This window comes from Pseudomonas sp. MH9.2 (assembly GCF_034353875.1).
Taxonomy (GTDB): Bacteria; Pseudomonadota; Gammaproteobacteria; order Pseudomonadales; family Pseudomonadaceae; genus Aquipseudomonas.
In genome coordinates this window covers 4573282-4599127 of record NZ_CP133784.1, presented here as the reverse complement: position 1 = coordinate 4599127, position 25846 = coordinate 4573282, and the positions used below count along the sequence as shown (strand labels likewise).

Below are 25846 nucleotides of genomic sequence, written 5' to 3'. Positions count from 1 at the left end.
TCGTTGCAGGGGGAAAAAGCCTCCCTTGGCCTGAAGCTGGCCGCATGGGGTGGGCTGGTGTTCCTGCACTTCCCGATTTTCATCATCTTCATGTACGCCTTCAACACCGAAGATGCCGCCTTCAGCTTCCCACCCCAGGGTTTCACCCTGAAGTGGTTCAGCGTGGCGTTCTCGCGCCCCGATGTGCTGGAGTCCATCAAGCTCTCGCTGGAGATCGCCTGCATCGCCACGTTGATCGCCATGGTCCTCGGCACGCTGGCATCCGCTGCGCTGTACCGACGGGATTTTTTCGGCAAGGACGGCATTTCGCTGATGCTGATTCTGCCCATCGCCCTGCCGGGGATCATCACCGGTATCGCCCTGCTCTCGGCCTTCAAGACCCTGGGAATCGAACCGGGGATGTTCACCATCATCGTCGGCCACGCAACCTTCTGCGTGGTGATTGTCTACAACAACGTCATCGCCCGCTTGCGCCGCACGTCCCACAGCCTGATCGAAGCGTCGATGGACCTGGGTGCAGACGGCTGGCAGACCTTCCGCTACATCATCATGCCCAACCTCGGTTCGGCATTGCTGGCCGGAGGGATGCTGGCGTTCGCCCTGTCGTTCGACGAAATCATCGTGACCACCTTTACCGCCGGCCATGAACGCACGTTGCCGATCTGGCTGCTCAACCAACTCAGTCGCCCACGCGACGTACCGGTGACCAACGTGGTCGCCATGCTGGTGATGCTGGTGACCATGCTGCCGATCCTCGGCGCCTATTACCTGACACGCGGCGGCGAGAGCGTGGCGGGCAGTGGCGGTAAATAAAGAACACCAACAATCCCCTGTAGGAGCTGCCGAAGGCTGCGATAAGGCCGGAACGGCCTTCGGCGGCTTCTACCGTTTTTTTGCTCGACGACAATAATTGCCTGAAGAGGAATCAACCATGCAAACAAAACTGTTGATCAATGGCCATCTCGTCGCTGGCGAAGGTCCCAGCCAGTCTGTCTTCAACCCAGCCTTGGGTCGGGTGTTGGTCGAAATCAACGAAGCCAGTGAAGCCCAGGTCGACGCCGCCGTGCGGGCTGCCGATGCGGCCTTTGAAAGCTGGTCACAGACCTCGCCCAAAGATCGCTCGCTGCTGTTGCTCAAACTGGCCGACGCCATTGAAGCCCATGGCGAAGAGCTGGCCAAACTGGAGTCGGACAACTGCGGCAAGCCTTACAGCGCCGCACTGAACGATGAAATCCCGGCGATTGCCGACGTATTTCGCTTCTTCGCGGGCGCCAGTCGCTGCATGAGTGGTTCAGCGGCCGGTGAATACCTGCCGGGCCACACCTCTATGATCCGTCGTGATCCTATCGGTGTCGTGGCGTCGATTGCGCCCTGGAACTACCCGCTGATGATGGTCGCCTGGAAAATCGCCCCGGCGCTGGCCGCTGGCAATACCGTGGTACTCAAACCGTCCGAGCAAACACCACTGACCGCGTTGCGTCTGGTGGAGCTGGCGGCCGATATCTTCCCGGCCGGTGTACTCAATCTGGTGTTCGGTCGAGGGCAAACCGTCGGCAATCCGCTGGTGACCCATCCAAAAGTGCGCATGGTGTCGTTGACCGGCTCTATCGCCACGGGCTCGCACATCATTTCCAGCACCGCCGACAGCGTCAAACGCATGCACATGGAGCTGGGCGGCAAGGCACCGGTAATCATTTTCGATGATGCTGATATCGACGCTGCGGTCGAGGGCATTCGCACGTTCGGTTTCTACAACGCCGGCCAGGATTGCACCGCCGCGTGCCGGATCTACGCACAAAAAGGCATCTACGAAAAATTCGTTACCCGGCTGGGCGAAGCTGTCAGCACCATCAAGTACGGTTTGCAAGACGACCCGGAAACCGAGCTCGGTCCACTGATCACTGCACAGCATCGCGACCGCGTGGTGTGCTTCGTCGAACGCGCACTCGCTAAATCGCACATGCGCCTGATCACTGGCGGCAAAGTGGTTGAGGGCAACGGCTTCTTCTTCGAACCCACCGTGATTGCCGGTGCGAAACAGGATGATGAAATCGTCCGCCGCGAAGTGTTCGGCCCGGTGGTCTCGGTCACCCAGTTCGACGATGAGGCGCAAGTATTGGGTTGGGCCAACGACTCGGACTACGGTTTAGCCTCATCGGTCTGGACCCAAGACGTCGGACGCGCCCACAGGATGGCGGCGCGCTTGCAGTATGGCTGCACCTGGGTCAACACCCACTTCATGCTGGTCAGCGAAATGCCCCATGGCGGGCAGAAGCTCTCCGGGTATGGCAAAGACATGTCCATGTACGGACTGGAGGATTACACCACCGTGCGCCATGTGATGTTCAAACACTGAGGGCGTTTCACGCGCTATCGCAGCCTTCGACGATTTCCGTTTCACCCGCAATCCAGATCAAAACAATAACGACCGAATCGGGTTGTGCAGTGAGTGCACAACCACAGTTTCGGACACACCAAATCTGCCGATTTTCTGGAGAAACATATGAGCGCAACCCCGCTAGCCGCCGCGCTGGACAGCGATGCAGAACAACTCCTCAAGTTGGGGTACACCTCCAACTTCAACCGCACCATGAGCCTGTGGGAGAACTTCGCCCTCGGCTTCACTTACCTGTCGCCCGTGGTGGGCGTCTACACCTTGTTTGGCCTGTGCCTGGCAGCAGGCGGTCCACCGATGTTCTGGGCTTACCTGTTAGTGGGCATGGGTCAGTTGTTGGTGTGCCTGATTTTCGGTGAAGTGGTTTCGCAGTTCCCGATTTCCGGCGGTGTGTACCCATGGGCTCGTCGCTTGGTGGGCAAGCGCTGGGCATGGATGGTTGGCTGGATCTATGCAATCGCCCTGTGCGTGACCATCGCCGCCGTTGCTGTGGGTGCCGGACCGTATCTGGCCGCCATGCTCGGTTTCGAGCCTAGCGCCAACACCAACATTGTCATCGCGCTGGTGCTGACCCTGTTTGCCACGCTGGTCAATCTCAGCGGCACCAAAGTGCTCGCGCGCATCGCCATGTTTGGTTTTCTCTGCGAACTGATCGGTGCGGTAATCGTCGGTCTGTATCTGCTGATCTTCGAGCGTCACCAACCGTTGAGTGTGCTGTTCAATACCTTCGATATCCGCATTGATGGCTCTTACATGCCGGCGTTCCTGACCGCGTCGCTGGCGGGGATGTTCCTGTACTACGGCTTCGAGGCCTGCGGTGATGTTGCCGAAGAAACGCCTAACCCGAGCAAGATGATCCCGCGCGCCATGCGCATGACCATCTATATCGGTGGCGCAGCAGCGATGTTCGCCTGCCTGGCGCTGATCCTCTCCGTACCGGACATGGCCGCAGTGATCAACGGCACCGACAAGGATCCGGTGACCACCATCCTCAGCAACGCCTTTGGCGTCAATGGCTCGAAAGTGGTGATGGCCGTGGTGATGGTGTCCTTCGTCTCCTGCGTCATCAGCTTGCAAGCCGCCGCCAGCCGCCTGCTTTATGCCTACGCACGGGATGAAATGATCATCGGCAGCACTGTGCTGAAACGCCTGTCACCCAACACTCAGGTGCCAGTTGCAGCGTTGTTCGTTGCTGGCGTACTGCCCGCTTTGATCATCTGCCTGGGCTTTGTGTTGCAGGATGCGGTCGCCACCATCGTCAGCTTCGCCGCCATCGGTATCTACCTGGCGTTCCAGATGATTGTCATGGCCGCCCTCTTCGCCCGCGCACGCGGCTGGAAGCCAAGCGGTCAATTCAGCCTCGGTAAATGGGGCCTGCCCATTAACCTTGGCGCGTTGATCTACGGGGTGTTGGCCATCATCAACATGGCCTGGCCTCGTACCCCGGATGCCGCCTGGTACATCAACTACGCCATGGTCCTGACCACCGCCATTGTCATTGGCCTGGGCTTGATCTACATGTGGCTGGGTAAACCGTACGACCACGGTACGGCGCCCGCTGGGGATGCCTGGAAAGTCAGGAAGTAAAAGCCTTTGATCTGAGAATGCCCACGCTCTGCGTGGGCATTTCGTCTGGGCGTCTTCGCGAATAGGTTCGCCCCCGGTGGGCGGAGTGCTCGACCTCACTCGCGCAAATCGGACTCATAGATCGGTTGATCACGATGAGTCGCGCGTTGATATTGCGCGGGCCAGGTGGCTTTGCGTCCGCCCAAGTCATCGTCAGCGTGCAGGGGCCAGTACGGATCACGCAGCAGTTCGCGGGCGAGCAGGATCAAGTCAGCTTGCCCGGTACGCAGGATGTGCTCGGCCTGGGCCGGTTCTGTGATCATGCCGACGGTGCCGGTAGCAATCCCCGACTCCTTGCGCACCCGCTCGGCGAACCGAGTCTGGTAACCGGGGCCGACTGGAATTTCTGCATTGGCAGACGTGCCGCCCGACGACACGTCGATCAAGTCCACGCCTATGTTTTTCAAGCGTCGCGCCAGCTCAACGGTTTCGTCCGGATTCCAGCCGTCTTCGACCCAGTCAGTGGCAGAGACACGTACGAACAATGGCAGTTCTTCGGGCCAAATGGCGCGTACCGCCTCGGTGACTTGCAGGGTCAGGCGAATGCGATTTTCAAACGTGCCGCCATATTGATCGCGACGCTGATTGCTCAACGGCGACAGGAACTGATGCAACAGATAGCCGTGAGCGGCGTGAATCTCGACCACTTTGAAACCCGCCGTCAGCGCGCGCTGCGCCGCGTCGACGAACGCCTGAATCACCTCCTGGATCTGGTGCTCATCCAGTTGTACTGGCGCCGTGTGTTTGGGGTCGAATGCGATAGGCGAAGGCCCGACTGGTGTCCAGCCACCCTCACTTAATGGCACGCTGCCCTGCTTGCCCAACCAGGGTCGCCAAGTGCTGGCCTTCCGACCGGCATGCGCCAGCTGGATACCGGCAACCGCACCTTGAGCCGTGATGAAACGGGTGATGCGTTGCAAAGGCTCGATCTGTTCGTCGTTCCACAACCCCAAATCTTCGGGAGTGATGCGCCCGTCTTTGGTGACGGCGGTGGCCTCGGTGAATACCAGCCCGGCACCGCCGACGGCGCGGCTACCGAGATGAACCAGATGCCAGTCGTTGGCCAGGCCATCGACACAGGAGTACTGACACATCGGCGACACCGCGATGCGATTGAGCAGGGTCAGTTGACGCAGGGTAAAGGGTTCAAGCAGCAGGCTCATGGGGACCTCTCAAATTGACAATCGGGTTCCAGATTCTGTGTGGCATGTTTCTGTACAACAATGCCTAGAGCCTAGTCGACAACTCAAGAGAGATCAGGGTTCCTGCAGCAAATCAACGCGCAGCGATATGCGCCACCATCAACTGTACGGTTTCGTTGCCACGAAATTCGTTGAGGTCCAGTTTGTACGCCAGTTCGACCCAGCGAATGGTCGGGTTCGGCCAGATCTCGCGGTCGACGCTGAAGGCGATGCCATCGAGTTTCAGCGAGCCGCATTCGCTTTTCAGTACCATCTTCAGATGACGCTCGCCAACGATGCGTTGTTCTACCAACTGAAACACGCCATGGAACAACGGTTCAGGGAAATGTTGCCCCCAGGGACCCGCGTTGCGCAGCGCCCGGGCCAGTTCCAGATGAAACTCTTCCACGGCCAGCGTGCCATCCGACAGCAGGCGCCCGGTCAGGTCGTCTTCACACAGTTGGCGACGCACTTCCGCGTCAAAGGCTTCGGCAAACGCCGGGAAGTTCGCTTCAGGCAACGACAGGCCAGCGGCCATCGCATGCCCACCAAACTTGCTGATCAGTTCCGGATGTTTGGCCGCCACGGCATCCAGCGCATCGCGGATATGAAACCCCGGCACTGAACGCGCCGAACCTTTGAGTACGCCCTCCCCGGCGCTGGCGAAGGCGATGGTCGGACGGTGATAACGCTCTTTCAGGCGTGAAGCGAGAATCCCGATCACCCCTTGGTGCCAATCCGCCTCGAACAGGCACAAGCCGAACGGCATCGATTCCAGTGGCAAGTCCTTGAGCTGGGCCAGTGCTTCACGCTGCATGCCCTGCTCGATGGATTTGCGGTCCTGGTTCAACTCGTCGAGTTGCACCGCCATTTCACGGGCCAGGGTTTCGTCTTCACACAGCAGGCATTCGATGCCAAGGCTCATGTCATCCAGACGACCGGCAGCATTCAAACGTGGCCCAATGATAAACCCGAGGTCGGTCGAGGTAATGCGCGCAGGTTCACGGCGCGCGACATCGAGAATCGCCTTGAGCCCCGGTCGCGCCCGACCTGCACGGATGCGCAGCAGGCCTTGATGGACCAGGATGCGATTGTTGGCGTCCAGCGGCACCACATCGGCGACGCTGCCCAGTGCAACCAGATCGAGCAGCTCACCGAGGTTCGGTTGCACCCGCTGGTTGGCCTCGAACCAACCGGTATCACGCAACCGTGCGCGCAATGCCATCAACACGTAGAAAATCACCCCGACGCCGGCCAGGGCCTTGCTGGGGAATTCGCAACCGGGCTGATTCGGGTTGACGATGGCATCGGCTGCCGGCAGTTCATGGCCGGGCAAGTGGTGGTCAGTGACCAGTACCTGCAAGCCCGCAGCCTTGGCCGCCGCCACACCGTCGACGCTGGAAATACCGTTATCCACAGTGATCAGCAATTGCGGCTCTCGCTGCAAGGCGACGGCGACAATTTCCGGGGTCAGGCCATAACCATATTCGAAACGGTTCGGCACCAGATAATCGACATGCGCGGCACCGAGCAGTCGCAACCCCAGCACGCCCACAGTGCTGGCGGTCGCACCGTCCGCATCGAAGTCGCCGACGATCAGGATGCGCTGACGCTCGTTCAACGCCGTGACCAACAGGTCCACCGCCGCATCGATCCCTTTGAGCTGCTGATAAGGAATCAGGCGGGTCAGACTTTTGTCCAGCTCGACCTCGGACAGCACGCCGCGCGCGGCATACAGACGCGTCAGCAAAGGCGGCAGGTCGCCGAGAAACGGCAAAGTGTCAGGCAACAGGCGAGGTTCGATGCGCATTCGGTTTCCGCTGGATTTCTTTGATTGGCGAGCTGGCAGAGCAATCAGTGGCGAGGCGTATCAGCCGCGCTCGCCGGTGAGCCATTGCAGCTGAACTTCGTGCTGACCACGGTCGTCGGTTACGAAAATCGTTCCTTCGCTGATCATCACGTCCCACTTGATAACGCGTGGCATGTCCTTGGCCAGGACTTCCAGAATGTCTTGCGGCACGGCGGCGATGTTAACGTTTTTCAGGTTTTTCGCGACCGGGATGACCTTGGTTTCCCAGACACGCAAGCTGCCGTAGGCCAACAGACTGGTGCGCTCGGTACGACGCGAGCACCATGTGATGCGATCAGCGTCGGGCTGGCCCACTTCGATCCAGTGCAACACGCGACCATCCAGGCTCTTTTCCCAGAGCGCGGGCTCGTCCACGTCCGACAAGCCACGGCCAAACGCCAGGTGCTCGCTATACCAGAAGGCATAAGCCAGCAAACGCACGGTCATGCGCTCTTCAGTTTCAGAGGGGTGGCGGGCGATCGTCTGTTTGACACTTTCATAGACGCTACGGTCGAGGTCGGTGAGATTGAGTTCGAATTTGTAGGTCGTGGACGGCTGGGCCATGAACGGGCTTCTAGATGCGGAGAAAGGCGCCAAGTCTAACCGATGCTGACCCATTGAACGACCGAACCGGCCTGATCTGCCCGGCGGTCGGGACAAATAAGCGCCTGATGCCAGACCAAGGTGCCGCCGGGGCAGAATCTGTCGCCAGAATCGAATAGGCTAAGGCCATTCGCTGCCCACAGGATGCCCCATGCCACTCACCGCCAAACCCCTTGCCGGTCTAAAAGTCATTGAACTGGGAACGTTGATTGCTGGCCCTTTCGCCTCGCGCATCTGCGCCGAGTTCGGTGCCGAGGTGATCAAAATCGAATCGCCGGACGGCGGCGATCCCCTGCGCAAGTGGCGCAAGCTGTACGAGGGGACTTCGCTGTGGTGGTTTGTTCAGTCGCGCAATAAAAAGTCGCTGACGCTCAACCTCAAGCATCCCGAGGGTTTGGCCATCCTCAAGCAGTTGCTGGGCGAGGCCGACATCCTCATCGAAAACTTTCGACCCGGCGTCCTGGAAAAGCTGGGCCTGGGGTGGGAAACCTTGCACGCACTGAACCCGAAACTGGTGATGGTGCGCCTGTCCGGTTTCGGCCAGACCGGACCGATGAAAGATCAGCCAGGGTTCGGCGCAGTCGGGGAATCCATGGGCGGGTTGCGCTATATCACCGGTTTCGAGGATCGGCCACCGGTACGCACCGGGATTTCAATCGGTGACTCGATTGCCGCGCTGTGGGGTGTGATCGGAGCGCTGATGGCGTTGCGTCACCGCGAAGTCAACGGCGGCCAGGGCCAAGTGGTAGATGTGGCGCTGTACGAAGCAATTTTCGCGATGATGGAAAGCATGGTCCCGGAGTTCGATGTGTTCGGGTTCATCCGTGAGCGCACCGGCAACATCATACCCGGCATTACGCCCTCTTCGATTCACACCAGCGCCGACGGCAAGCACATACAGATTGGCGCCAATGGCGATGCGATCTTCAAACGGTTCATGCAGGTCATCGGGCGTGAGGACCTGGCCAATGATCCCGCGCTGGCCAGCAATGACGGGCGGGACAGCCGCCGTGATGAACTGTACGGCGTGATTGATCGCTGGGTCGGTTCGCTGCCGCTGGAAACACTGTTGAGTGCACTGACCGAAGCTCAGGTGCCTGCCAGTCGTATTTACTCAGCTAAAGACATGTTCAGTGACCCGCAATTTCTCGCCCGGGAAATGTTTCTCCAGGCCAAATTACCCGATGGAAAATTGTTCAAAATGCCCGGCATCGTCCCCAAACTCTCGGAAACACCGGGGTCTGCAGACTGGGTCGGACCCGAGCTGGGGGCCCATAATGCCGAGCTACTGAAAGCTCTGGGTTATGACGCTGAACAGATTGTTCGTTTGCGCGAACAAGGCGTCATCTAAATGACGCTATAATTCAGGCACTTCCCGAGGATTCATCAGCGAATGTTCTATCGCTCCTTGCGGGCCGCCAAGCCCTGTTTAAAGCTCATGCTAGTCTTGGTATCGCTCATTGGCGTGCCGCGCACCAGCATGGCAAAAGACACATTGATCTGGTTACTGCGCGATCTACCGCCCTTGACGATTGCCTCAGGCCCGCAGCAGGGCCAAGGTTCGATTGATCGGCTGATGCCCCTATTGATCGCCCGCATGCCCGAGTTCGAACACCAGCTGTTGCGGGTCAATCGCGCCCGAGGCATGCAAATGCTTCATGAGCCTTCCCTCACTTGCGACCCGACGCTGCTCTGGACTCCAGAGCGAGCGAAAACCATCATTTTCTCGATCCCTACGTATGCAGTGGCCAGCAACGGCATCGTCATTCGTCGTGAAGACGCGAGTCGCTTCAGCCCCTTCATCGAAAACGGCCAGATCGACCTGGTGGCGTTACTGGCGAGCCAGACGATAAAGCTCGGGGTAGTGGCCGAACGCAGTTACGGCCCGGTGATCGATCAAATTGTTCATAGCGCGTCAGGCGCTGACGTCAGCGAGCATTACGGCAACGATGCGGTCGGCAGCCTGTTACAGATGGAGCGCCTGGGCCGCTTGCAAGCCTTTATCAGTTACTGGCCAGAAGCCCGTTACCAGGCACAGCACCAAAGCATCGACCCTGAAGAACTGGCGTTTTACCCGGTCAAAGGCACCGCCAAATATCAGTTCGCCCATGTCGGTTGTTCGAATACCGAGCGAGGCCGGGAGGCCATGGAGATCATCAACCGCGAAATGCGCGTGTTGCGCGAGAGCACACTTGTCGATCTCTACGCCGAGTGGCTCGACCCGTCGTCCCGCGTGGAATATCTGAAGGATGCCAAGGCGTTTTTCGATAAGCCCTGAGCCCACGGAAATACTGACGCGTGCCAAACTATAGACAAAAGAAACCCCGAGCAGCGGGGTAACTAACTCGGGGTCAAACCGTGGTCCCTCGGGACCAGTACGACAGGCAACAATCACCGGAGCACAATGCCTGAACCTGCCGTACTTAATATGAGGCCTGAATACGACTAAGGTTCCCCGATCAGTCAAATAAAATCCAGAACCGGTCTAAATGCCTGCGTTTGAACGTGGCGCATGGCCGCAATCACGCAGGGCTCGATGCGCCCCTCGGCCACCAACAGGTCCCGGTGAAAACCGTCGACCACATCTGTCAGTTGGCGCTTGTCGCAAAACTGCGCTACACACAGCGTGCGCTCGATCACAATCGCACCCGCCGGATTTTTCAGGGTCACCAGACGCTCACCCCGAGCACCTGCAGGGCCCAGCGTTGCCTGGTACGGCGTCAGGGCTTCACTTAGCAGTAAGCTGATATTTTCCATCTAGATCACCACTCAACAGTTTGAATGCAAAGGTGCTTATCAATGACCCCCGGCTTGAGGAAAAAGTTCGTGCGCCGTGAGCTGGGGATTGCCTGCAATCAGGAACCTTGAGCATGCCTGCTGAACATGACAGATAAAAAACAAACGGCTACCCCCCTCGCGACGGAGAGGTCAACCTGCAATACCCTATCAATACGCACAAAGAGCTGCCGATAACCTTCAAGGCAGGTCAATCCCATCTTGCCCATGCAAACGGAGCCTGACCGTGAGTAAGCCCTCTGATCGAACACTGCGCATCATCCTGGCGGACGATCACCCTATTTTCCTGATAGGGCTGCGGGTTGTGCTCGAACAGGGCGGCGACGCTCAGGTAGTGGCCGAGGCTGGCAGCCCGGTAGAACTCAATGAAGCGCTGAAAAGCCACGCGTGTGATGTGCTGGTGACCGATTTCATGATGCCTGTCGATCAACAGAACGATGGGCTGCGGTTACTGGAACGGATTCGACGTGATCATCCACAGTTGCCCATTGTGGTGGTCACCATGCTCAATAATGCAGGACTGTTTAGCTCGATCCTTGCATTGGGGGTCAATGCGCTGTTGAGCAAAGCCAGCCTGGCGGGCGAGTTGCCTGCCGCAATCCTGAGTATCCGGCAGAACAAACACTACATTGCGGACTCGGTAAAACAGGCTCTGCTCGAAGCCGGTGATTACGGTTCTGACGCCCTGGTATCCCACGGGCAGCTCTCACCCAAGGAACAGGAAGTCCTGCGTTTACTGGCGGCCGGGCGCTCGGTTGGGGAAATCGCTGCGCAAATTAACCGAAGCAAAAAAACGGTCAGCACTCAAAAAGTCAGCGCCATGCGCAAGCTGGGCCTGGCCAACGACGCGTCGTTATTCATTTATCTGCAAGAGCATGGGCTGACCTGAAGTCGGACCCGTACGCTCCGCCATCCAGCTCAGTAGAGCGGCCTCGCTCATGGGACGTGCAATGAAATAACCCTGCACTGCGGGCTTGCCCAACGCCTGCAGGGCTCGATAGTCATCGGCGGTTTCAACACCTTCGACCACCACGTTCATCGCCATCTGTCTCGCCATAGTCAAAGCACCGGCGACCACCGCCGACTTGCGTGCGTCTTCGGCCATGCCCCGTACGAATTCGGAAGGGATCTTCAGTTCAGAGAAGGGCAATTGCAGCAAACGCTCAATATTTGAAGCGCCCGTACCAAAGTCGTCGATGGATAATTTGCACCCTTGCAGGCGCAAACGCATCAAGCTTTCCAGTTGCCAGGACGGCGTATTCAGTACCGAGCTCTCGACGACTTCCAGAGTCAGCACCTCTGGTGGCAGGCCGAAACGCGCCAGCAGCGCCAGGATTTCCTGGGCAAAATCGACGTGTTCGAGCATCACCGGCGCGATATTCACGGCCACGGGCAAGGCTTCCCCACGCGCCTGTAATACCTCGGAGGACAATTTCAACGCCAGCTCCAGCATGCGCCAGGTCAGCGGCGCAATCAGGCCCGCATGTTCAAGTGCGGCCATGAACTGGCCGGGCACCAACAGGCCGTACTGCGGGTGCTGCCAACGGACCAGCGCCTCAACGCCCAGCAACTTCCCCTCCAGGCTGACCTTGGGCTGGTAGTGGGCGATCCACTGTTCGGATACTCGGGTATCGCCGATGTGTTGACCCGGGGCTATCGGATACAGCGCTTCCAGTGACAATGACTCCGACACCTGCAACAACGGTAAGGGCGCGGTATCGTGCTCGATGCCCTCGCTGTAAACCTCCAGCAATTTGCATAGCGCCGTTGCCGACGCGGGCTTTGGCAGGCTACCCAGCACCCAGAGCCCCTGCTGTCGTGCCAGATATGCTGCGCCGTCACGCACGCTGGTGTCGGTGCTGCTGAGAATGATCACCGCTCGGGCCTGCCGGGTTTCGGCCAGATACCGGATCATTTCGAGCCCGTCCGGGCCGTCCATCTGCAAGTCGCAGATGGCGATATCGACGCTGCCCCGATTGGCCAACGATTGTTGCGCCGCTGCGACGCCGTCAGCCGCCAGGACGTTGAAGACTTGATTGGCATTGAGCATCTGGTGCAGCGCCATCAGTTGAAACGGATTGTCTTCAAGGATCAGAACGTTAAGAGAGTTCACAGTCATGCCTCGCGGGCCGGAGCGGTTTTAGCCAAAAGTGATCTGTACTTTAAAGGCCCCCGCATCTGTACCCCATAGGACAAGTCCTAAACAGGCGGTACCGGCAAGTGCTGCTGAATGTCGACGCGAAGCTGCCCGATAGCGTCGTCCAGCTTCTGCCACTCCTCGACCAGCGTTACGCTGGATTGCACGCGCACGCTAGCGTCGAGGCTGGCACAGGCCTTCGCCAGCGGCACCGCGTCGATCAGACACGCGGCGCCCTTCAAACGGTGCAGTGAAGCGCTCAGGGCCCTCCAGTCCTGTGCGCTCACCGCTGGCTGCAAAACACCCCATTCCTGTTCCAGGTTTTTCCACAGTTCCAAAAGCAACAGCTGCATCTGCTCATCGTTGGCCCGGGTCATTTGCCGCAAGGACTGGATATCAAACGATTGTGCGGGCGCAATATCGGCGAGCAATTGTGCCAGTTGCTCCAGAGGCACTGGCTTGATCAGAAGCCGGTCCATGCCTGCCTGCTCACAGCGCTGGCGTTCATCACTCATGGCATTGGCGGTGCAACCGATGACCGGACAAGGCCGCAGTTGCTCCAGAGCTTCGATCCGTCGAATGTTTTCGGTCAGGGTATAACCGCTCATGCCTGGCATATTGCAGTCAGTGATAACCCCGTCGAAGTCACCCTCACGCCAGAGCGCCAAGGCCGACTCCGCGCTGTGGGTGGACACCACTTCATGCCCGAGAAACTCAAGCTGTTGAGTCAGTACTAGACGGTTGGCCGACAGATCATCGACGATCAGCAACTGCAACGAACGGCTGACAGCTCGCTGCTGAAGGGGCTCTGGGCCTTTGCTCGACGCTTGGGCGCGGGCCAGCTCCAGCTCAACGGTGACCAGTGTTCCGGCCCCCGGCTCGCTCTCAAGGCCGATCTGCCCGCCCATCAATTCCACCAGTTGCCTGCAAATACTCAACCCCAGGCCGGTGCCGCCATATTCGGCTGCAGTATCGCCGCTGGCCTGAGAAAACGGCTGGAACAACAGGCTCTGCTGCTGCGCACTGATGCCGACACCGCTGTCCTTGACGCTGATCTGCAAGCAGGGCCGGTGCTGATCCGCCCCGGTCACGCTGACGCGCATAAGCACCGCGCCTTCGCGGGTGAATTTCAAGGCGTTGCCGAGCAGGTTGTGCAATACCTGACGCAGGCGCAACGGATCAAGCCAGTAGTCACCCTCGGCCTGTTCGGCGAACTCCAGCCGCAGGTCTAGGCCCTTCTCCGACGCCTTGGCCTCGAACAGTTTGCAAATACCTTCAAAGAACGGTCGCAACGGGGTTGTGACCAGCGTCAATTGCATACTCCCGGATTCGATCTTGGCCAGGTCCAGGCTGTCGCCGATCAGGGCGATCAATTCCTGTGCGGACTGGTACGCAACGTTTAGCCCCTCGGACGGCAGCGTGCCCTGACGTAAAGCCTGTTCGCGCTCAAGTTCAAGCAGACCGATGATGGCGCCCATCGGCGTGCGGATTTCATGGCTCATGGTTGCCAGGAAAGCGCTTTTGGCGACATTGGCCAGCTCGGCCTCCTGCCGCGCCTGGTCGAGCTGGGCTTCCAGTTGCTTGCGTTCGGTGATGTCTATCCAGCCACCCAGCAAGCCCTGCAACTGGCCATCGGCCCGGTAAAAGGGCACGGTCCACTGATAGGCCTCAATCAACCGGCCAAAGAGCTCCATCTGCCGGTCAGCGAACACCGGCTGCCGGGTTTCCAGGAGTTTCAGGTAATCGGCATGCATCTGTTCGGCGCTCGGACGAGGGATCAAATCCACATCGATCAAGCGCCGGCCACTCATCTGTTCAAAACTGATCCCGAAGCTTTCCTCATAACTGCGGTTGCACGAAATCAACCGGCCATTGAGGTCCCGCACATAAATCGGGTTGGGGATACCGTCGAGCAAGGCATGCTTGAACGCCAACTGATCACTGAGCTGTTCCTCTGCCCTGAGCCGCTGGCGAATCTGCACCTTCAGGCGACTGCTCCAGACCAGCGAGACCAGGCCCAGCATCAGTGCGACTGCAAGTGTCCAATAAACCCACGGCGGGATGCGTTGCCAGAGCGTGGGTTGAGGGATGACCGCACCCAGCCACTTCAGGCGGATAGCCCGTAACTCGCCCACGGGAAATTCTTCCAGGGCCTTGTTCAGGATGCTCAACAGCTCCGGTTGAGTCTCGACCACTGAAAAACGATCAGGTGACCATTGCCCCTCAACACTACGACCGACTTTCAGCACCCCCGGCGGGAACAGATAGGCCCCTGCCTCATTCTGGATGGTTGCATCGGCCTGACCGTCTTCGACCAACTGACGGGCTTGCTCGTAGGTCTTGACCGATCGAAGCTTGATATCTGGATGACTGCGCCGGATAAAGTCTTCCAGCGCATGTTTGGCGGGCAGCGCCAGAACCCGTCCTGACAGATCATTCAGGGTCAGCGGCGACGGGTCCTTGCTGCGCACGACGAAAACCCAGGCATTACCACCATACGAGTAGGTGAAGCCGAGGAACTTCTTGCGTTCAGCGTTCTCCCCCAAGGTCGTATTCATGTCGGCCTGACCGGTGCGCAGCAAGTGCATGGTTTCTTCCGTCGAAGACGATTCCTTGTGCACGAACTGCAGGCCGGTCATGCGCGAAATACGCGCCAGCACGTCCACATTCAGGCCAACCCACTGGCCGTTCTTGTCTTGGTACAAGTACGGCGGATGTTGGCCAGAAGCCACCGTGACACGCGGATGTTTGCGGACCCAGCCTTGCTCGGCGGTCGTCAACTTGATGCGTTGCCGGGCGATGTCCGAGCCAAGGCCCGTGGTCCAGCGCACGACTACCTCGCGCCTGACCGACGGGTCGATACGCTTGAGCGCACGGTCAATCATCGAAAGCAGGGTCCCGTCTTCTTTGCGAGTGGCGAACGAGAACCCAACCGGCGGCAGTGCGCTTTCGGATTTGATCTGTAACCCCAGATAGGGGCGCAAGGCACTGTAGGAGCGCACGATGACCTCGTTGCCGATAAACGCATCGACTTCACCTTGGCTCAAGGCCTCAAGAGCACTGTAGAGATTAGGCGCGAGGATAATTTCGCTGTCGGGATAAACCGCATGGACCACCCGCGCATCGGCGTAGCCATCGAGCAATACCACTTTTTTACCCTTCAGCCCGGACGGCAGGGTCACGTCACTCCCGCGTCCGACGATCACCGAGCGGTCGGGCATGTAGTCGGCGGAAAACGCCAATTCCTTCACGCCTCGCTCGAAGCCATTGGCACTGGTAAGAATATCGATGGTGTCGTTACGCAGGGCGAGAATGGCCTCTTCGCGTCGGGCGAAACCTACTACTTGCATGGGCACCGACAGCGTGCTGCCAATTAGGCTCAGGTAGTCGGCGCTAATGCCCTGATAGCGATTGCGATCACTGGTGATGTCAATCGGCTCGTAATCGGCAATCGAGATGCCCACGCGAAGGGGGCGATGCTGATCGAGCCATTGTTGATCCTGAGGTTCCAGGAGCATGGGCGGCAGGCTTACAAAGGGTGCCACCAGACTGAAAGGCAAACTTTGCGCAGCGGGCGCGGCCTGACTCAGGAATAACAGCATCCACAGCAAGGCTGTGTGCAAAACGCTTTTGTTTGTGGCACTCATACCGTGCCTGCTGACTTTCTTCACCGCAGTCTTCCCGTCCGTAGGGATCCAAAACCCCCGGAGTGTGGCACGCAAAAACAAAAAAGCCCGCCAAATGGCGGGCCTGATCTTGTTACACAACGATACCGTCAGAGCGGTTTGCCGCGATTACCGTGCAGGCTGACGAAGGCCTGTATGGCTTTAAGGTCATTTGGCAGAACGGTGCACTTCTCGTTTCGCTCAAACAAATCAGCCAAATGTGCAGGCAGCTCAAGGGCTTTTCCTACACCGGCTTTCTCCACTGCATCCGGGAACTTGACCGGATGCGCGGTCCCCAGAATCACCATCGGCGTATCCAGGCTGCGACGGCAATCGCGGGCGGCCTTGACCCCAATGGCGGTGTGCGGATCGAGCACTTCGCCCGTCTGCGCGAAGACTTCGGCGATGGTCTCGCAGGTCTGCTCATCGCTGACTGCCAGAGAATCGAACAGCTTGCGGGTTTCGGTCCAGCGATCTTCATCGACGCTAAACGTACCGGTCTGCTTGAAGGTGTCCATCAAGCCAGCGATGGCTGCGCCATTGCGCCCATGCATATCGAACAGCAAACGCTCGAAGTTCGACGACACCATGATGTCCATGGACGGCGACAGGGTCGCGTGCAGGGTTTCCTTGGAGTACTGATTGCCGCTCATGAAGCGGTGCAGAATGTCATTGCGGTTGGTGGCGACAATCAGCTGGCTGATCGGCAAGCCCATGTTGCGCGCCAGGTAACCGGCGAAAATATCGCCGAAGTTACCGGTTGGAACCGAGAACGCAACCGAACGCGCCGGCCCGCCGAGCTGCAGGGCCGCATGAAAGTAGTACACGATCTGAGCCATGATCCGCGCCCAGTTGATCGAGTTGACCGCAACCAGACGCGTGCCCTTGAGAAAGTCCTGATCGGCGAAGCTGTCTTTGACCATCTCCTGGCAGTCATCGAAGTTGCCTTCGACGGCAATGTTGTGGATGTTCTCACCGAAGATGGTAGTCATCTGCCGACGCTGAACTTCCGAGACACGATTGTTCGGATGCAGGATGAAGATGTCGACGTTGTCGCAACGACGGCAGCCTTCGATGGCGGCCGAGCCCGTATCACCGGAGGTCGCGCCCAGAATCACTACGCGTTCGCCACGCTTGGCCAACACATAATCGAGCAGACGCCCAAGCAGTTGCAGGGCGAAGTCCTTGAAGGCCAGGGTGGGACCATGGAACAACTCAAGCACCCACTCATTGCCATTCAACGGGCGCAGCGGCGCAATGCCGCTGTGGGCGAATACGCCCCCCTCTCCCGACGAATAGGTTTCTTCCAGAATCTTTTTGAAGTCGGCATCCGGGATGCTGCCGGTGACGAAGGGGCGCATGACCCGGAACGCCAACTCGTGATACGGCAGACCCGCCCAGGAGGCGATTTCTTCCAGGGTAAAGCGCGGCAGGTTTTCCGGCACATACAGGCCGCCATCACTGGCAAGACCCGCGAGCAGCACGTCTTCGAAGTTCAGGGCTGGCGCTTGGCCGCGGGTACTGATGTAACGCATGATTGTTCCTCTCTAAAACAAGAGCTGCTTGATTCGATAGCCGCGGTTAGTTCAGCTGTTCAACACGAATACGCACCACGCTGCCGACCACATCCTGCAAGGCTTCAAGGGCTGTGATCGCGTCGTTCATACGTTGTTCGAGGACGCTGTGAGTCAGCAGAATCATCGGTACCAGACCGTCCTGTTCTTCGACTTCTTTCTGCATGATCGATTCGATATTGATCCCGCGCTCGGACAGAATGCTCGCCACTTGCGCCAGAACACCCGGGTGATCCTTGGCCTGAATCCGCAAGTAGTAAGCGCTTTCGCAGGCTTCGATCGGCAGAATCGGGTGGTCGGACAACGAGTCTGGCTGGAAGGCCAGGTGCGGAACACGGTTCTCTGGATCCGAGGTCATGGCACGAACCACGTCGATCAGATCGGCGACCACTGAGGACGCTGTAGGCTCCATGCCGGCACCCGCACCGTAGAACAGGGTCGAACCCGCGGCATCACCATTGACCATCACTGCGTTCATCACGCCATTGACGTTGGCGATCAGGCGATCGGACGGGATCAAGGTCGGGTGAACCCGCAGCTCGATGCCCGCAGCCGTGCGACGTGCCACGCCCAGGTGTTTGATACGGTAGCCCAACGCTTCGGCGTAGTTCACGTCAGCAGTGGTCAGCTTGGTGATGCCTTCGGTGTAGGCCTTGTCGAACTGCAGCGGGATGCCAAAGGCAATCGACGCAAGAATGGTCAGTTTGTGCGCAGCATCGATACCTTCGACGTCGAAAGTCGGATCGGCTTCGGCGTAACCCAGAGCCTGGGCTTCGGCCAGCACGTCAGCAAAGGTACGGCCCTTTTCGCGCATCTCGGTGAGGATGAAGTTGCCGGTGCCGTTGATAATCCCGGCGACCCAGTTGATGCGGTTGGCCGACAGGCCTTCACGGATCGCCTTGATCACTGGAATGCCACCGGCGACAGCGGCTTCGAACGCAACGATCACCCCCTTCTCACGGGCTTTGGCGAAGATTTCGTTACCGTGCACGGCGATCAGTGCCTTGTTGGCAGTGACAACATGCTTGCCGTTCTCGATGGCCAGCAGGACCAGATCGCGGGCAACGGTGTAGCCACCGATCAGCTCGATGACGATATCGATTTCAGGGTTGGTCGCGACGGCAAAAACGTCGTGGGTAATGGGGGTACCGGTAATCTGGCAGAGGGGATTTGGCGTACGCATGGCAATTTGCGCTACTTCGATTTCACGGCCGGCGCGGCGGGAAATCTCCTCGGCGTTACGCTGAAGTACGTTGAAGGTACCGCCACCGACAGTACCCAGCCCACAGATGCCTACTTTGACCGGTTTCACTATGAAGTCCCCATAAAACGGCCGACGCGAGGCCGGCCGTGGAAAACAGCCACCTGCTGTGAGGTGGCTCGCTGTTTAATAAAGCGACGGTAAACCCGCGGCTCCATGATCGTCAAAAGCTAACCCTGGCGAAACAGGATTATTGGGCGCTCAATGCCAGCTTGGCCACTTGTTTGGCCGGCTGATAGCCCGGAATCACCTGACCGTCCGCCAGCACGATGGCTGGCGTGCCATTGACACCAATCGATTGCCCTATGGCAAATTGCCCGGACACTGGGTTGGCGCATTTCGGTGCTTCGATATTCTTGCCGGTGACCATACGGTCCATGGCACCTTTGCGGTCCTTGGAGCACCAGACCGCCTGCAGTTGCTCATCGCCCGGCGAACCCAGGCCCTGACGCGGGAAGGCAACGTAGCGCACTTCAATCCCCATACGGTTCAGCTCGGGGACTTCAGCGTGCAGCTTGTGGCAATACGGGCAGGTGGTATCCGTAAACACGGTGATGTGCGATTTGGTTTCGCCGATGGCCGGATAGACCACCATGTCACCGGTAGGAATGCCGTTGATGGTTTTCGAAATGGCCAAGCGTTCGGTCTTCTCGGTCAGGTTGACCGGTTTACCGTCCTTGATCTGAAACAGATACCCCTGCATCACGAACTGGCCGTCAGCGCTGGCATACAGCACGCGACCGCCTTTGAGTTTGACTTCATACAGACCGCTCAGCGGGCTACTGGCGATGCTGTCGACTGGCAGCTCGAGCTGCAGCGTTTCAAGGGCCTTGCGGATGGCTTTATCGGCGGCATCATCCGCCTGAGCGAACATACTGAGCGTACTGGCCAACGCAATAACTGCGGCGGCGAAAATCCGGGTCACGCGCATGGGGACTCCTTGAACGGTGGACAGATGGGCGCTGCTGAAAACGGCGGTCATGGGGGACCGCAGGCGTTTTAGTGCTGCCCAATTTTCGAAACCGGCAAAGCCTATCACATAAGGGCTGTCAGGCCGACTGAGAGTGACGCAGGACACCTCCCGGCAGGCCTGGAAATCAGCCACGAGGGTGATGCTTTGCATGTATTTCCTGCAATCTTGCGCGGGCTACATGAGTGTATATCTGCGTCGTGGACAAATCACTGTGCCCCAACAACATCTGCACCACTCGCAGGTCAGCGCCGTGATTGAGCAGGTGGGTAGCGAAGGCATGGCGCAAGGTATGCGGCGAAAGGGACTTGCCGATTCCGGCGACCTTGGCCTGGTGCTTGATACGATGCCAGAACGTCTGGCGGGTCATCTGCTCACCGCGCTGACTTGGGAACAGCACGTCACTGGGCCGTCCGTTCAACAGCTCCCACCGCGCATCACGCATGTAGCGTTCGATCCAGACAATCGCCTCCTCCCCCATCGGCACCAGTCGTTCCTTGCTGCCCTTGCCCATGACCCGCACGACGCCTTGGCGCAAGTTGACTTGCTCAAGGGTCAAGCTGATCAGTTCAGTGACGCGCAAGCCGCAGGCGTACAGCACCTCAAGCATCGCCCGATCACGCTGACCGATGGCCTCGCCAAGATCCGGCGCGGCCAACAGCGCCTCAACGTCGGCCTCGGACAATGACTTAGGTAAGGGTCTGCCCAGTTGCGGCATGTCCACTTGAAGGGTCGGATCGACCAGGATCAACTTTTCCCGCAGCAAAAACCGATAAAACCCGCGCAGGCCGGACAGAAAGCGCGCTGTCGAACGAGGCTTGTACGCTTTGTCCAGGCGCCAGGCCAAGTGATCGAGAATCAGCTCCCGACCCGCGCTACTCAATTCAACATCTTGCTCCTGCAACCAGCCATTGAACAAAGCCAGATCGCTGCGATAAGCCTCGCGGGTGTTATCCGACAGGCCTTTCTCCAGCCATAACGCGTCGAGAAAACGGTCAATCAGCGGGTGATCAATAGCAGGCATGATATTCGGGGCTTCTGTAATAAAGTCGGTGGCAGTGTTCCACACCGGGTCATGGCGCGGCGAGCGTTGCCCGATGGAGATTAAAAACCGGGCAACAAAAAAGCAGCCCTTAGGCTGCTTTTTTTTGCATCGGAAAGACTGAACTTAAGACAGTTTTTCTTTGATGCGAGCTGCTTTACCGGACAGGTCACGCAGGTAGTACAGTTTGGCTTTGCGAACGTCACCGCGACGTTTCACAGCCATGCTGTCGATTTGCGGGCTGTAAGTCTGGAAAGTACGCTCTACGCCAACACCGTTGGAGATTTTACGAACAGTGAAAGCACTGTTCACACCACGGTTACGCTTGGCAATCACAACGCCTTCGAACGCTTGCAGACGCGAACGGTCGCCTTCCTTCACTTTCACCTGAACGACAACAGTGTCGCCCGGGGCAAAGGGAGGGATCTCTTTAGTCATCTGCTCAGCTTCGAGTTGCAGAATGATTTTGTTAGTCATGCTGTGCTCCTAAGGTAGATCATCAGGATCTACCATCGATACGTTAACTATCGTCCCGCTCGCGGAGATACTCCGCCAGCAGCTTCTTCTCTTCTCCAGAAAGCGAGCGGCTTTCCAGAAGATCGGCGCGTCGTTCATAGGTCCGCCCAAGGGACTGCTGTAAACGCCAACGCCGGATGTGCGCGTGATTGCCACTTAGCAACACGTCGGGAACACGCTGATCCGCATACACCTCCGGTCGGGTGTAATGCGGGCAATCCAGCAGACCATCCGTGAAGGAATCCTCCTCCGCGGAGTCCGCATGCCCTAAAGCTCCAGGCAGCAGCCGCGTAACCGCGTCTATCAGGACCATCGCCGGCAGCTCGCCACCGGAAAGTACATAGTCACCAATCGACCACTCTTCATCGACATGAGCTTCAATGAAACGCTCGTCAATGCCTTCATAACGACCCGCGATGAGGATAAATGCTTCCCCTAGCGCCAGTTCGCGTACCGCCGACTGAGTCAGTTGGCGGCCTTGTGGCGACAGGTAAATAACCTTCGCCGCATCCCCTGCTGCCTGCCTGGCCTGAACCAGAGCGTCTTCAAGAGGCTTGATCTTCATCACCATGCCCGGACCACCGCCAAATGGGCGATCATCCACAGTGTGATGTCGATCTGTGGTGTAGTCCCGCGGATTCCAACAAGTCAGCTGCAAAAGCCCTTGTTTCACCGCACGGCTGGTAATGCCGTAGTCGCTGATGGCGGAAAACATCTCGGGGAACAGACTGATCACTTCTACGCGTAGGCTAGCCATGTCGCTTAGAAGTCCGCATCCCAATCCACCTTCATCTCGCCAGCACCCAGGTCGACTGCCAACACGCATTGCTCTGTATAGGGCAACAAGCGTTCGCGATCATCCAGACTGCCCGCACAAGGCTTGACCACCATTACATCGTTCGAGCCAGTTTCCAGAAGGTGATCGATTTTCCCGAGCAATTGCCCTAGGTGGTCGATGACCTTAAGACCCTCCAGCTGGTACCAGTAGTACTCGCCGTCGGTCAGATCAGGGAACAGGTTGCGCGGCACGCAGACCTCAAAACCGGACAGAAGACGAGCTTCCTCACGGTCATCGAGACCTTTGAGCTTTACGACCAGGAACTTGTTTTGCAAGCGTCCGCTGACCAGCTCTACCTGTCGCACATCGCCTTCGCGCCGAAGCGTCCAGGTCTTGTAATCCAACAGGTTTCCAATCGGATCAGTAAAGGAATAAACCTTCACTTCGCCGCGAACGCCATGAATAGAATAAATCTTGCCGATAACGATCAAATCTTCGGCTACTGCAGGCGTCGCGTTCATATTGCTCAGGCCGCAGCCTTAGCATTTTCCTTCAACAACTGAGCAACACGCTCAGAAGGTTGTGCACCAACGCTCAACCAGTAAGTCACGCGTTCTTCGTTCACGGACAAACGGACTTCTTGACCACGGGCAACCGGGTTGAAGAAACCAACTTGTTCTTTGTGTGAACCATCGCGCGGGTTGCGGCTGTCGGTCACGGTGAGGTGGTAAAACGGGCGCTTTTTGGAGCCGCCAAGGGCGAGACGGATGGTTAGCATGTGGACATCGTTCCTGTAGTCGGTGCTGCAAATCTTAAGATGCACAGCGGGCATAGGTGCCCGAAAGGCCGCATATTCTAAGGAATATCCGGACATTTGCAAATGTCTTTTTCCGGCGCCTATCGGCATGCCATCCAGATCTGCTATGGAGCCGCTGCGAACAGCGGCTTATCAACCCTGCAAAAAGCAAGGTTACTGGAGGTCACCCTCCGTGTAGGGATGCGCGAAAAGAGTCTCCCGCGCTATGCAATCACATCTTCGGCATGCCGCCGCCGGGCAACATTCCGCCCATGCCGCGCATCATTTTTGCCATACCGCCTTTGGCGGAGAATTTTTTCATCATCTTCTGCATCTGCTTGTGCTGCTTGATCAGACGCCCGATATCCTGCACCTGAGTGCCTGAACCCATGGAGATCCGGCGCTTGCGCGAACCGCTGATCAGGTCCGGGTCACGGCGTTCGGCCGGGGTCATCGAGTTGATGATGGCTTCCATCTGCTTGAATTGCTTTTCAGCGGCGTTCTGAGCATTGCCCATCTGAGCCAGATTCACCCCGCCCATGTTCGGCAGCTTGTCCATGAGCCCGCCAAGGCCGCCCATGTTTTTCATTTGTTGCAACTGATCGCGGAAGTCTTCGAGGTCGAAGCCTTTGCCCTTCTTCAGTTTTTTCGCCAGTTTATCGGCTTTGTCTTTGTCGAGAGTCTGTTCGGCCTGTTCGATCAGGCTCAGCACATCGCCCATACCGAGGATGCGCGAGGCGATCCGGTCCGGGTGGAACGGTTCGAGGGCGTCGCTTTTCTCGCCCATACCGATGAACTTGATCGGTTTGCCGGTGATCGCACGCACCGACAGCGCCGCGCCGCCACGAGCATCACCATCGACTTTGGTGAGGATCACACCGGTCAACGGCAACGCATCGCCAAAGGCCTTGGCGGTGTTGGCCGCATCCTGACCGGTCATGGCGTCAACCACGAACAGCGTTTCAGCTGGCTTGGTTGCCGCGTGCAACGCCTGGATCTCGCCCATCATCTCGACATCGATGTGCAAGCGACCGGCGGTATCGACGATCACCACGTCGATGAATTTGAGCGTGGCCTCTTTGATGGCCGCCAGCGCGATCTCTACCGGCTTCTGGCTGATATCGGACGGAAAGAACGTCACGCCGATGTCGTTGGCCAGGGTTTCCAACTGCTTGATGGCCGCAGGACGATAAACGTCCACCGAGACCACCATCACGCTTTTCTTTCTGCGCTCTTTGAGAAAGCGCGCCAGCTTGCCGGCGGTGGTGGTTTTACCCGCGCCCTGCAAGCCCGCCATCAAGACCACGGCCGGTGGTGTGACGTTGAGGACCAGATCTTCGTTGGCCGCCCCCATCAACTCTTCGAGTTCGGCCTGGACGATCTTCACGAACGCCTGGCCCGGCGTCAGGCTGCGCGACACCTCGGTACCGACAGCGCGGTCCTTGACCTTATTGACGAAGTCTTTAACCACCGGCAAGGCAACGTCGGCTTCAAGCAAAGCCATGCGCACTTCACGCAGGGTGTCTTTGATATTGTCCTCGGTCAGCTTCGCCTTGCCGGTAACATGGCGAAGCGTCTGCGAGAGGCGGTCTGTAAGGTTTTCAAACATGCGCGATCCTTTCAGGCTCTAGTTGAACCCCGGTTGGTGCGGTCCGGCTCGTGGTGGCCCGTTGTTGAAAACAACGGCTAAAAACAGTGTTCGACGAGCCTGCGACTTGAGCAGGTGACGGATTATAGCGAAGACTCTGCTGGACGGACACCATCGAGTCTGCTTCTGTAGTCTTTCGTGAAATGTCGGTTCTATGCCAAACTCAGCGTCTTTCGGGCTTGCCTAACAGGATTTATGCTTCCCTTGTCACCCAGCTTGCTTCCCAGTCTCGCCGCCGCCTGCTTATATGCCGCTGCGACCCTTTATCAAAGCATCCGCCTGCGCCAAGGTGCAAAGGTGGATAAACGTCTACTTTGCCTGCTCGGCGGCTTCGCTGTAATCGCTCACGGGCTCAGTCTTTACACCCAGCTGATTACACCCGTCGGCCTGGGCCTGGACTTTTTCAGTGCCGCGAGCCTGATCGCGGTCGCTGTTATTGCCCTGACCATGCTTGCCTGTGCGCGAATACCCGTGGAGAACCTGCTGGTGCTGCTGTTCCCGCTCGGGCTGGCGACGGTGCTGCTAGCACAGTTCGCGCCCACCGGCACGGTCCAGCCCATCGATGAAGCACCGGGCATTCTGGCCCACATTCTGCTGTCGATCCTGGCATACGGCATGTTCACCATCGCGGTGTTTCAGGCCTTGCTGGTACTGGTGCAAGATCACCAACTCAAACACAAACGTCCGTCCGGACTGATCAAGAACTTCCCGCCACTGCAAACCATGGAAAGTCTGCTGTTTGGTTTCCTCTGGGCAGGATGGGGCCTGCTCTCGCTGTCACTGATCTCGGGCTGGCTGTTTGTCGAAAATCTGTTCGCCCAGCACTTGGTGCACAAAACACTCCTCGCCTGCCTGGCCTGGGTGGTTTTCAGCGTGCTGCTGTGGGGACGCAACCGTCTCGGCTGGCGCGGACACAAGGCAATTCGCTGGACCCTAGGCGGTTTCTGCCTGCTGATGCTGGCGTATTTCGGCAGCAAGCTGGTACGCGAATTCATTCTGCACATCTGAC

The 25846-nt window shown here is 58.3% G+C and carries 22 protein-coding genes; 7 read left to right on the top strand and 15 right to left on the bottom strand.

Annotated elements, in window-relative coordinates; genetic code table 11:
- Positions 1 to 3: 3 nt before the first annotated feature.
- The 3 genes from RHM55_RS21185 (at position 4) to RHM55_RS21175 (ending at position 3982) form a co-directional block, all read left to right on the top strand.
- The gene (locus RHM55_RS21185; protein WP_374028615.1) at positions 4 to 813 is read left to right on the top strand and encodes an ABC transporter permease; all 810 of its coding nucleotides are present in this window, start codon (positions 4 to 6) and stop codon (positions 811 to 813) included.
- A 118-nt stretch (positions 814 to 931) separates the two neighbouring features.
- Positions 932 to 2356, top strand: a complete 1425-nt coding sequence (locus RHM55_RS21180; RefSeq protein WP_322178170.1) for a gamma-aminobutyraldehyde dehydrogenase — start codon at positions 932 to 934, stop codon at positions 2354 to 2356.
- A gap of 147 nt (positions 2357 to 2503) precedes the next feature.
- Positions 2504 to 3982, top strand: a complete 1479-nt coding sequence (locus tag RHM55_RS21175; protein ID WP_322178169.1) for an APC family permease — start codon at positions 2504 to 2506, stop codon at positions 3980 to 3982.
- Between the two features lie 95 nt (positions 3983 to 4077).
- Here the strand turns inward: RHM55_RS21175 and RHM55_RS21170 are convergent, their stop codons facing one another.
- From RHM55_RS21170 to RHM55_RS21160, 3 genes are all read right to left on the bottom strand, one after another.
- Complete coding sequence (locus RHM55_RS21170) at positions 4078 to 5184, bottom strand: NADH:flavin oxidoreductase/NADH oxidase (protein WP_322178168.1); 1107 nt, start codon at positions 5182 to 5184, stop codon at positions 4078 to 4080.
- Positions 5185 to 5296: 112 nt separating this feature from the next.
- Complete coding sequence (gene recJ / locus RHM55_RS21165) at positions 5297 to 7012, bottom strand: single-stranded-DNA-specific exonuclease RecJ (protein ID WP_322178167.1); 1716 nt, start codon at positions 7010 to 7012, stop codon at positions 5297 to 5299.
- A 60-nt stretch (positions 7013 to 7072) separates the two neighbouring features.
- Positions 7073 to 7615: a YaeQ family protein gene (locus RHM55_RS21160; RefSeq protein ID WP_322178166.1), complete on the bottom strand. Its 543-nt coding sequence runs from the start codon at positions 7613 to 7615 to the stop codon at positions 7073 to 7075.
- Between the two features lie 190 nt (positions 7616 to 7805).
- Between RHM55_RS21160 and RHM55_RS21155 the strand changes: the two genes are divergently transcribed.
- Together RHM55_RS21155 and RHM55_RS21150 are read left to right on the top strand one after the other, a co-directional pair.
- The gene (locus RHM55_RS21155; RefSeq protein ID WP_322178165.1) at positions 7806 to 9005 is read left to right on the top strand and encodes a CaiB/BaiF CoA-transferase family protein; all 1200 of its coding nucleotides are present in this window, start codon (positions 7806 to 7808) and stop codon (positions 9003 to 9005) included.
- Between the two features lie 129 nt (positions 9006 to 9134).
- On the top strand, positions 9135 to 9932 hold the full coding sequence (locus RHM55_RS21150) for a TIGR02285 family protein (RefSeq protein ID WP_416151988.1): 798 nt from the start codon (positions 9135 to 9137) through the stop codon (positions 9930 to 9932).
- 185 nt (positions 9933 to 10117) lie between these two features.
- Here the strand turns inward: RHM55_RS21150 and RHM55_RS21145 are convergent, their stop codons facing one another.
- Entirely contained in the window at positions 10118 to 10411 is a 294-nt protein-coding gene (locus tag RHM55_RS21145; protein ID WP_322178163.1) for a DUF3509 domain-containing protein, read from the bottom strand.
- 265 nt (positions 10412 to 10676) lie between these two features.
- Between RHM55_RS21145 and RHM55_RS21140 the strand changes: the two genes are divergently transcribed.
- Positions 10677 to 11339 carry a response regulator transcription factor gene (locus tag RHM55_RS21140; RefSeq protein WP_322178162.1) on the top strand — a complete coding sequence of 221 codons (663 nt, stop codon included), beginning with the start codon at positions 10677 to 10679 and terminating at the stop codon, positions 11337 to 11339.
- On the opposite strand, the gene RHM55_RS21135 is transcribed toward RHM55_RS21140, so the two are convergent.
- From RHM55_RS21135 to ffh, 11 genes are all read right to left on the bottom strand, one after another.
- Entirely contained in the window at positions 11304 to 12563 is a 1260-nt protein-coding gene (locus RHM55_RS21135) for an EAL domain-containing response regulator (protein WP_322183059.1), read from the bottom strand. The genes RHM55_RS21140 and RHM55_RS21135 overlap by 36 nt on opposite strands.
- 86 nt (positions 12564 to 12649) lie before the next feature.
- Positions 12650 to 16234, bottom strand: coding sequence for a transporter substrate-binding domain-containing protein (locus RHM55_RS21130; protein ID WP_416151987.1), 3585 nt, complete (start codon positions 16232 to 16234; stop codon positions 12650 to 12652).
- A gap of 128 nt (positions 16235 to 16362) precedes the next feature.
- Entirely contained in the window at positions 16363 to 17787 is a 1425-nt protein-coding gene (thrC, locus tag RHM55_RS21125) for a threonine synthase (protein WP_322178161.1), read from the bottom strand.
- A 46-nt stretch (positions 17788 to 17833) separates the two neighbouring features.
- Positions 17834 to 19138: a homoserine dehydrogenase gene (locus RHM55_RS21120; protein ID WP_322178160.1), complete on the bottom strand. Its 1305-nt coding sequence runs from the start codon at positions 19136 to 19138 to the stop codon at positions 17834 to 17836.
- 139 nt (positions 19139 to 19277) lie between these two features.
- Positions 19278 to 20018 (bottom strand): DsbC family protein, encoded by a 741-nt coding sequence (locus RHM55_RS21115; RefSeq protein ID WP_322183055.1) that lies wholly within the window; start codon positions 20016 to 20018, stop codon positions 19278 to 19280.
- Between the two features lie 166 nt (positions 20019 to 20184).
- On the bottom strand, positions 20185 to 21081 hold the full coding sequence (gene xerD, locus RHM55_RS21110) for a site-specific tyrosine recombinase XerD (protein WP_322178159.1): 897 nt from the start codon (positions 21079 to 21081) through the stop codon (positions 20185 to 20187).
- A 144-nt stretch (positions 21082 to 21225) separates the two neighbouring features.
- Positions 21226 to 21576, bottom strand: a complete 351-nt coding sequence (gene rplS, locus RHM55_RS21105; protein WP_296248607.1) for a 50S ribosomal protein L19 — start codon at positions 21574 to 21576, stop codon at positions 21226 to 21228.
- A gap of 43 nt (positions 21577 to 21619) precedes the next feature.
- Entirely contained in the window at positions 21620 to 22372 is a 753-nt protein-coding gene (gene trmD, locus RHM55_RS21100) for a tRNA (guanosine(37)-N1)-methyltransferase TrmD (RefSeq protein WP_322178158.1), read from the bottom strand.
- A 5-nt stretch (positions 22373 to 22377) separates the two neighbouring features.
- Positions 22378 to 22914 carry a ribosome maturation factor RimM gene (rimM, locus tag RHM55_RS21095; protein ID WP_219061159.1) on the bottom strand — a complete coding sequence of 179 codons (537 nt, stop codon included), beginning with the start codon at positions 22912 to 22914 and terminating at the stop codon, positions 22378 to 22380.
- Between the two features lie 5 nt (positions 22915 to 22919).
- Positions 22920 to 23171, bottom strand: coding sequence for a 30S ribosomal protein S16 (gene rpsP / locus RHM55_RS21090; RefSeq protein WP_219061317.1), 252 nt, complete (start codon positions 23169 to 23171; stop codon positions 22920 to 22922).
- A gap of 250 nt (positions 23172 to 23421) precedes the next feature.
- The gene (gene ffh / locus RHM55_RS21085) at positions 23422 to 24798 is read right to left on the bottom strand and encodes a signal recognition particle protein (protein WP_322178157.1); all 1377 of its coding nucleotides are present in this window, start codon (positions 24796 to 24798) and stop codon (positions 23422 to 23424) included.
- Positions 24799 to 25032: 234 nt separating this feature from the next.
- On the opposite strand from ffh, the gene RHM55_RS21080 reads away from it, so the two are divergent.
- On the top strand, positions 25033 to 25845 hold the full coding sequence (locus tag RHM55_RS21080; RefSeq protein WP_322178156.1) for a cytochrome C assembly family protein: 813 nt from the start codon (positions 25033 to 25035) through the stop codon (positions 25843 to 25845).
- The last annotated feature ends 1 nt before the right edge of the window (position 25846 follow it).

What these genes read in the sequence shown, in the direction of transcription:
- rimM (WP_219061159.1), bottom strand. Translation starts at nt 22,914, where the DNA reads ATGAACGCGACGCCTGCAGTAGCCGAAGATTTGATCGTTATCGGCAAG.
- RHM55_RS21115 (WP_322183055.1), bottom strand. Translation starts at nt 20,018, where the DNA reads ATGCGCGTGACCCGGATTTTCGCCGCCGCAGTTATTGCGTTGGCCAGT.
- xerD (WP_322178159.1), bottom strand. Translation starts at nt 21,081, where the DNA reads ATGCCTGCTATTGATCACCCGCTGATTGACCGTTTTCTCGACGCGTTA.
- trmD (WP_322178158.1), bottom strand. Translation starts at nt 22,372, where the DNA reads ATGGCTAGCCTACGCGTAGAAGTGATCAGTCTGTTCCCCGAGATGTTT.
- recJ (WP_322178167.1), bottom strand. Translation starts at nt 7,012, where the DNA reads ATGCGCATCGAACCTCGCCTGTTGCCTGACACTTTGCCGTTTCTCGGC.
- RHM55_RS21170 (WP_322178168.1), bottom strand. Translation starts at nt 5,184, where the DNA reads ATGAGCCTGCTGCTTGAACCCTTTACCCTGCGTCAACTGACCCTGCTC.
- thrC (WP_322178161.1), bottom strand. Translation starts at nt 17,787, where the DNA reads ATGCGTTACATCAGTACCCGCGGCCAAGCGCCAGCCCTGAACTTCGAA.
- ffh (WP_322178157.1), bottom strand. Translation starts at nt 24,798, where the DNA reads ATGTTTGAAAACCTTACAGACCGCCTCTCGCAGACGCTTCGCCATGTT.
- RHM55_RS21175 (WP_322178169.1), top strand. Translation starts at nt 2,504, where the DNA reads ATGAGCGCAACCCCGCTAGCCGCCGCGCTGGACAGCGATGCAGAACAA.
- RHM55_RS21155 (WP_322178165.1), top strand. Translation starts at nt 7,806, where the DNA reads ATGCCACTCACCGCCAAACCCCTTGCCGGTCTAAAAGTCATTGAACTG.
- rplS (WP_296248607.1), bottom strand. Translation starts at nt 21,576, where the DNA reads ATGACTAACAAAATCATTCTGCAACTCGAAGCTGAGCAGATGACTAAA.
- RHM55_RS21160 (WP_322178166.1), bottom strand. Translation starts at nt 7,615, where the DNA reads ATGGCCCAGCCGTCCACGACCTACAAATTCGAACTCAATCTCACCGAC.
- RHM55_RS21180 (WP_322178170.1), top strand. Translation starts at nt 932, where the DNA reads ATGCAAACAAAACTGTTGATCAATGGCCATCTCGTCGCTGGCGAAGGT.
- rpsP (WP_219061317.1), bottom strand. Translation starts at nt 23,171, where the DNA reads ATGCTAACCATCCGTCTCGCCCTTGGCGGCTCCAAAAAGCGCCCGTTT.
- RHM55_RS21130 (WP_416151987.1), bottom strand. Translation starts at nt 16,234, where the DNA reads ATGAGTGCCACAAACAAAAGCGTTTTGCACACAGCCTTGCTGTGGATG.
- RHM55_RS21150 (WP_416151988.1), top strand. Translation starts at nt 9,135, where the DNA reads ATGGCAAAAGACACATTGATCTGGTTACTGCGCGATCTACCGCCCTTG.
- RHM55_RS21145 (WP_322178163.1), bottom strand. Translation starts at nt 10,411, where the DNA reads ATGGAAAATATCAGCTTACTGCTAAGTGAAGCCCTGACGCCGTACCAG.
- RHM55_RS21080 (WP_322178156.1), top strand. Translation starts at nt 25,033, where the DNA reads ATGCTTCCCTTGTCACCCAGCTTGCTTCCCAGTCTCGCCGCCGCCTGC.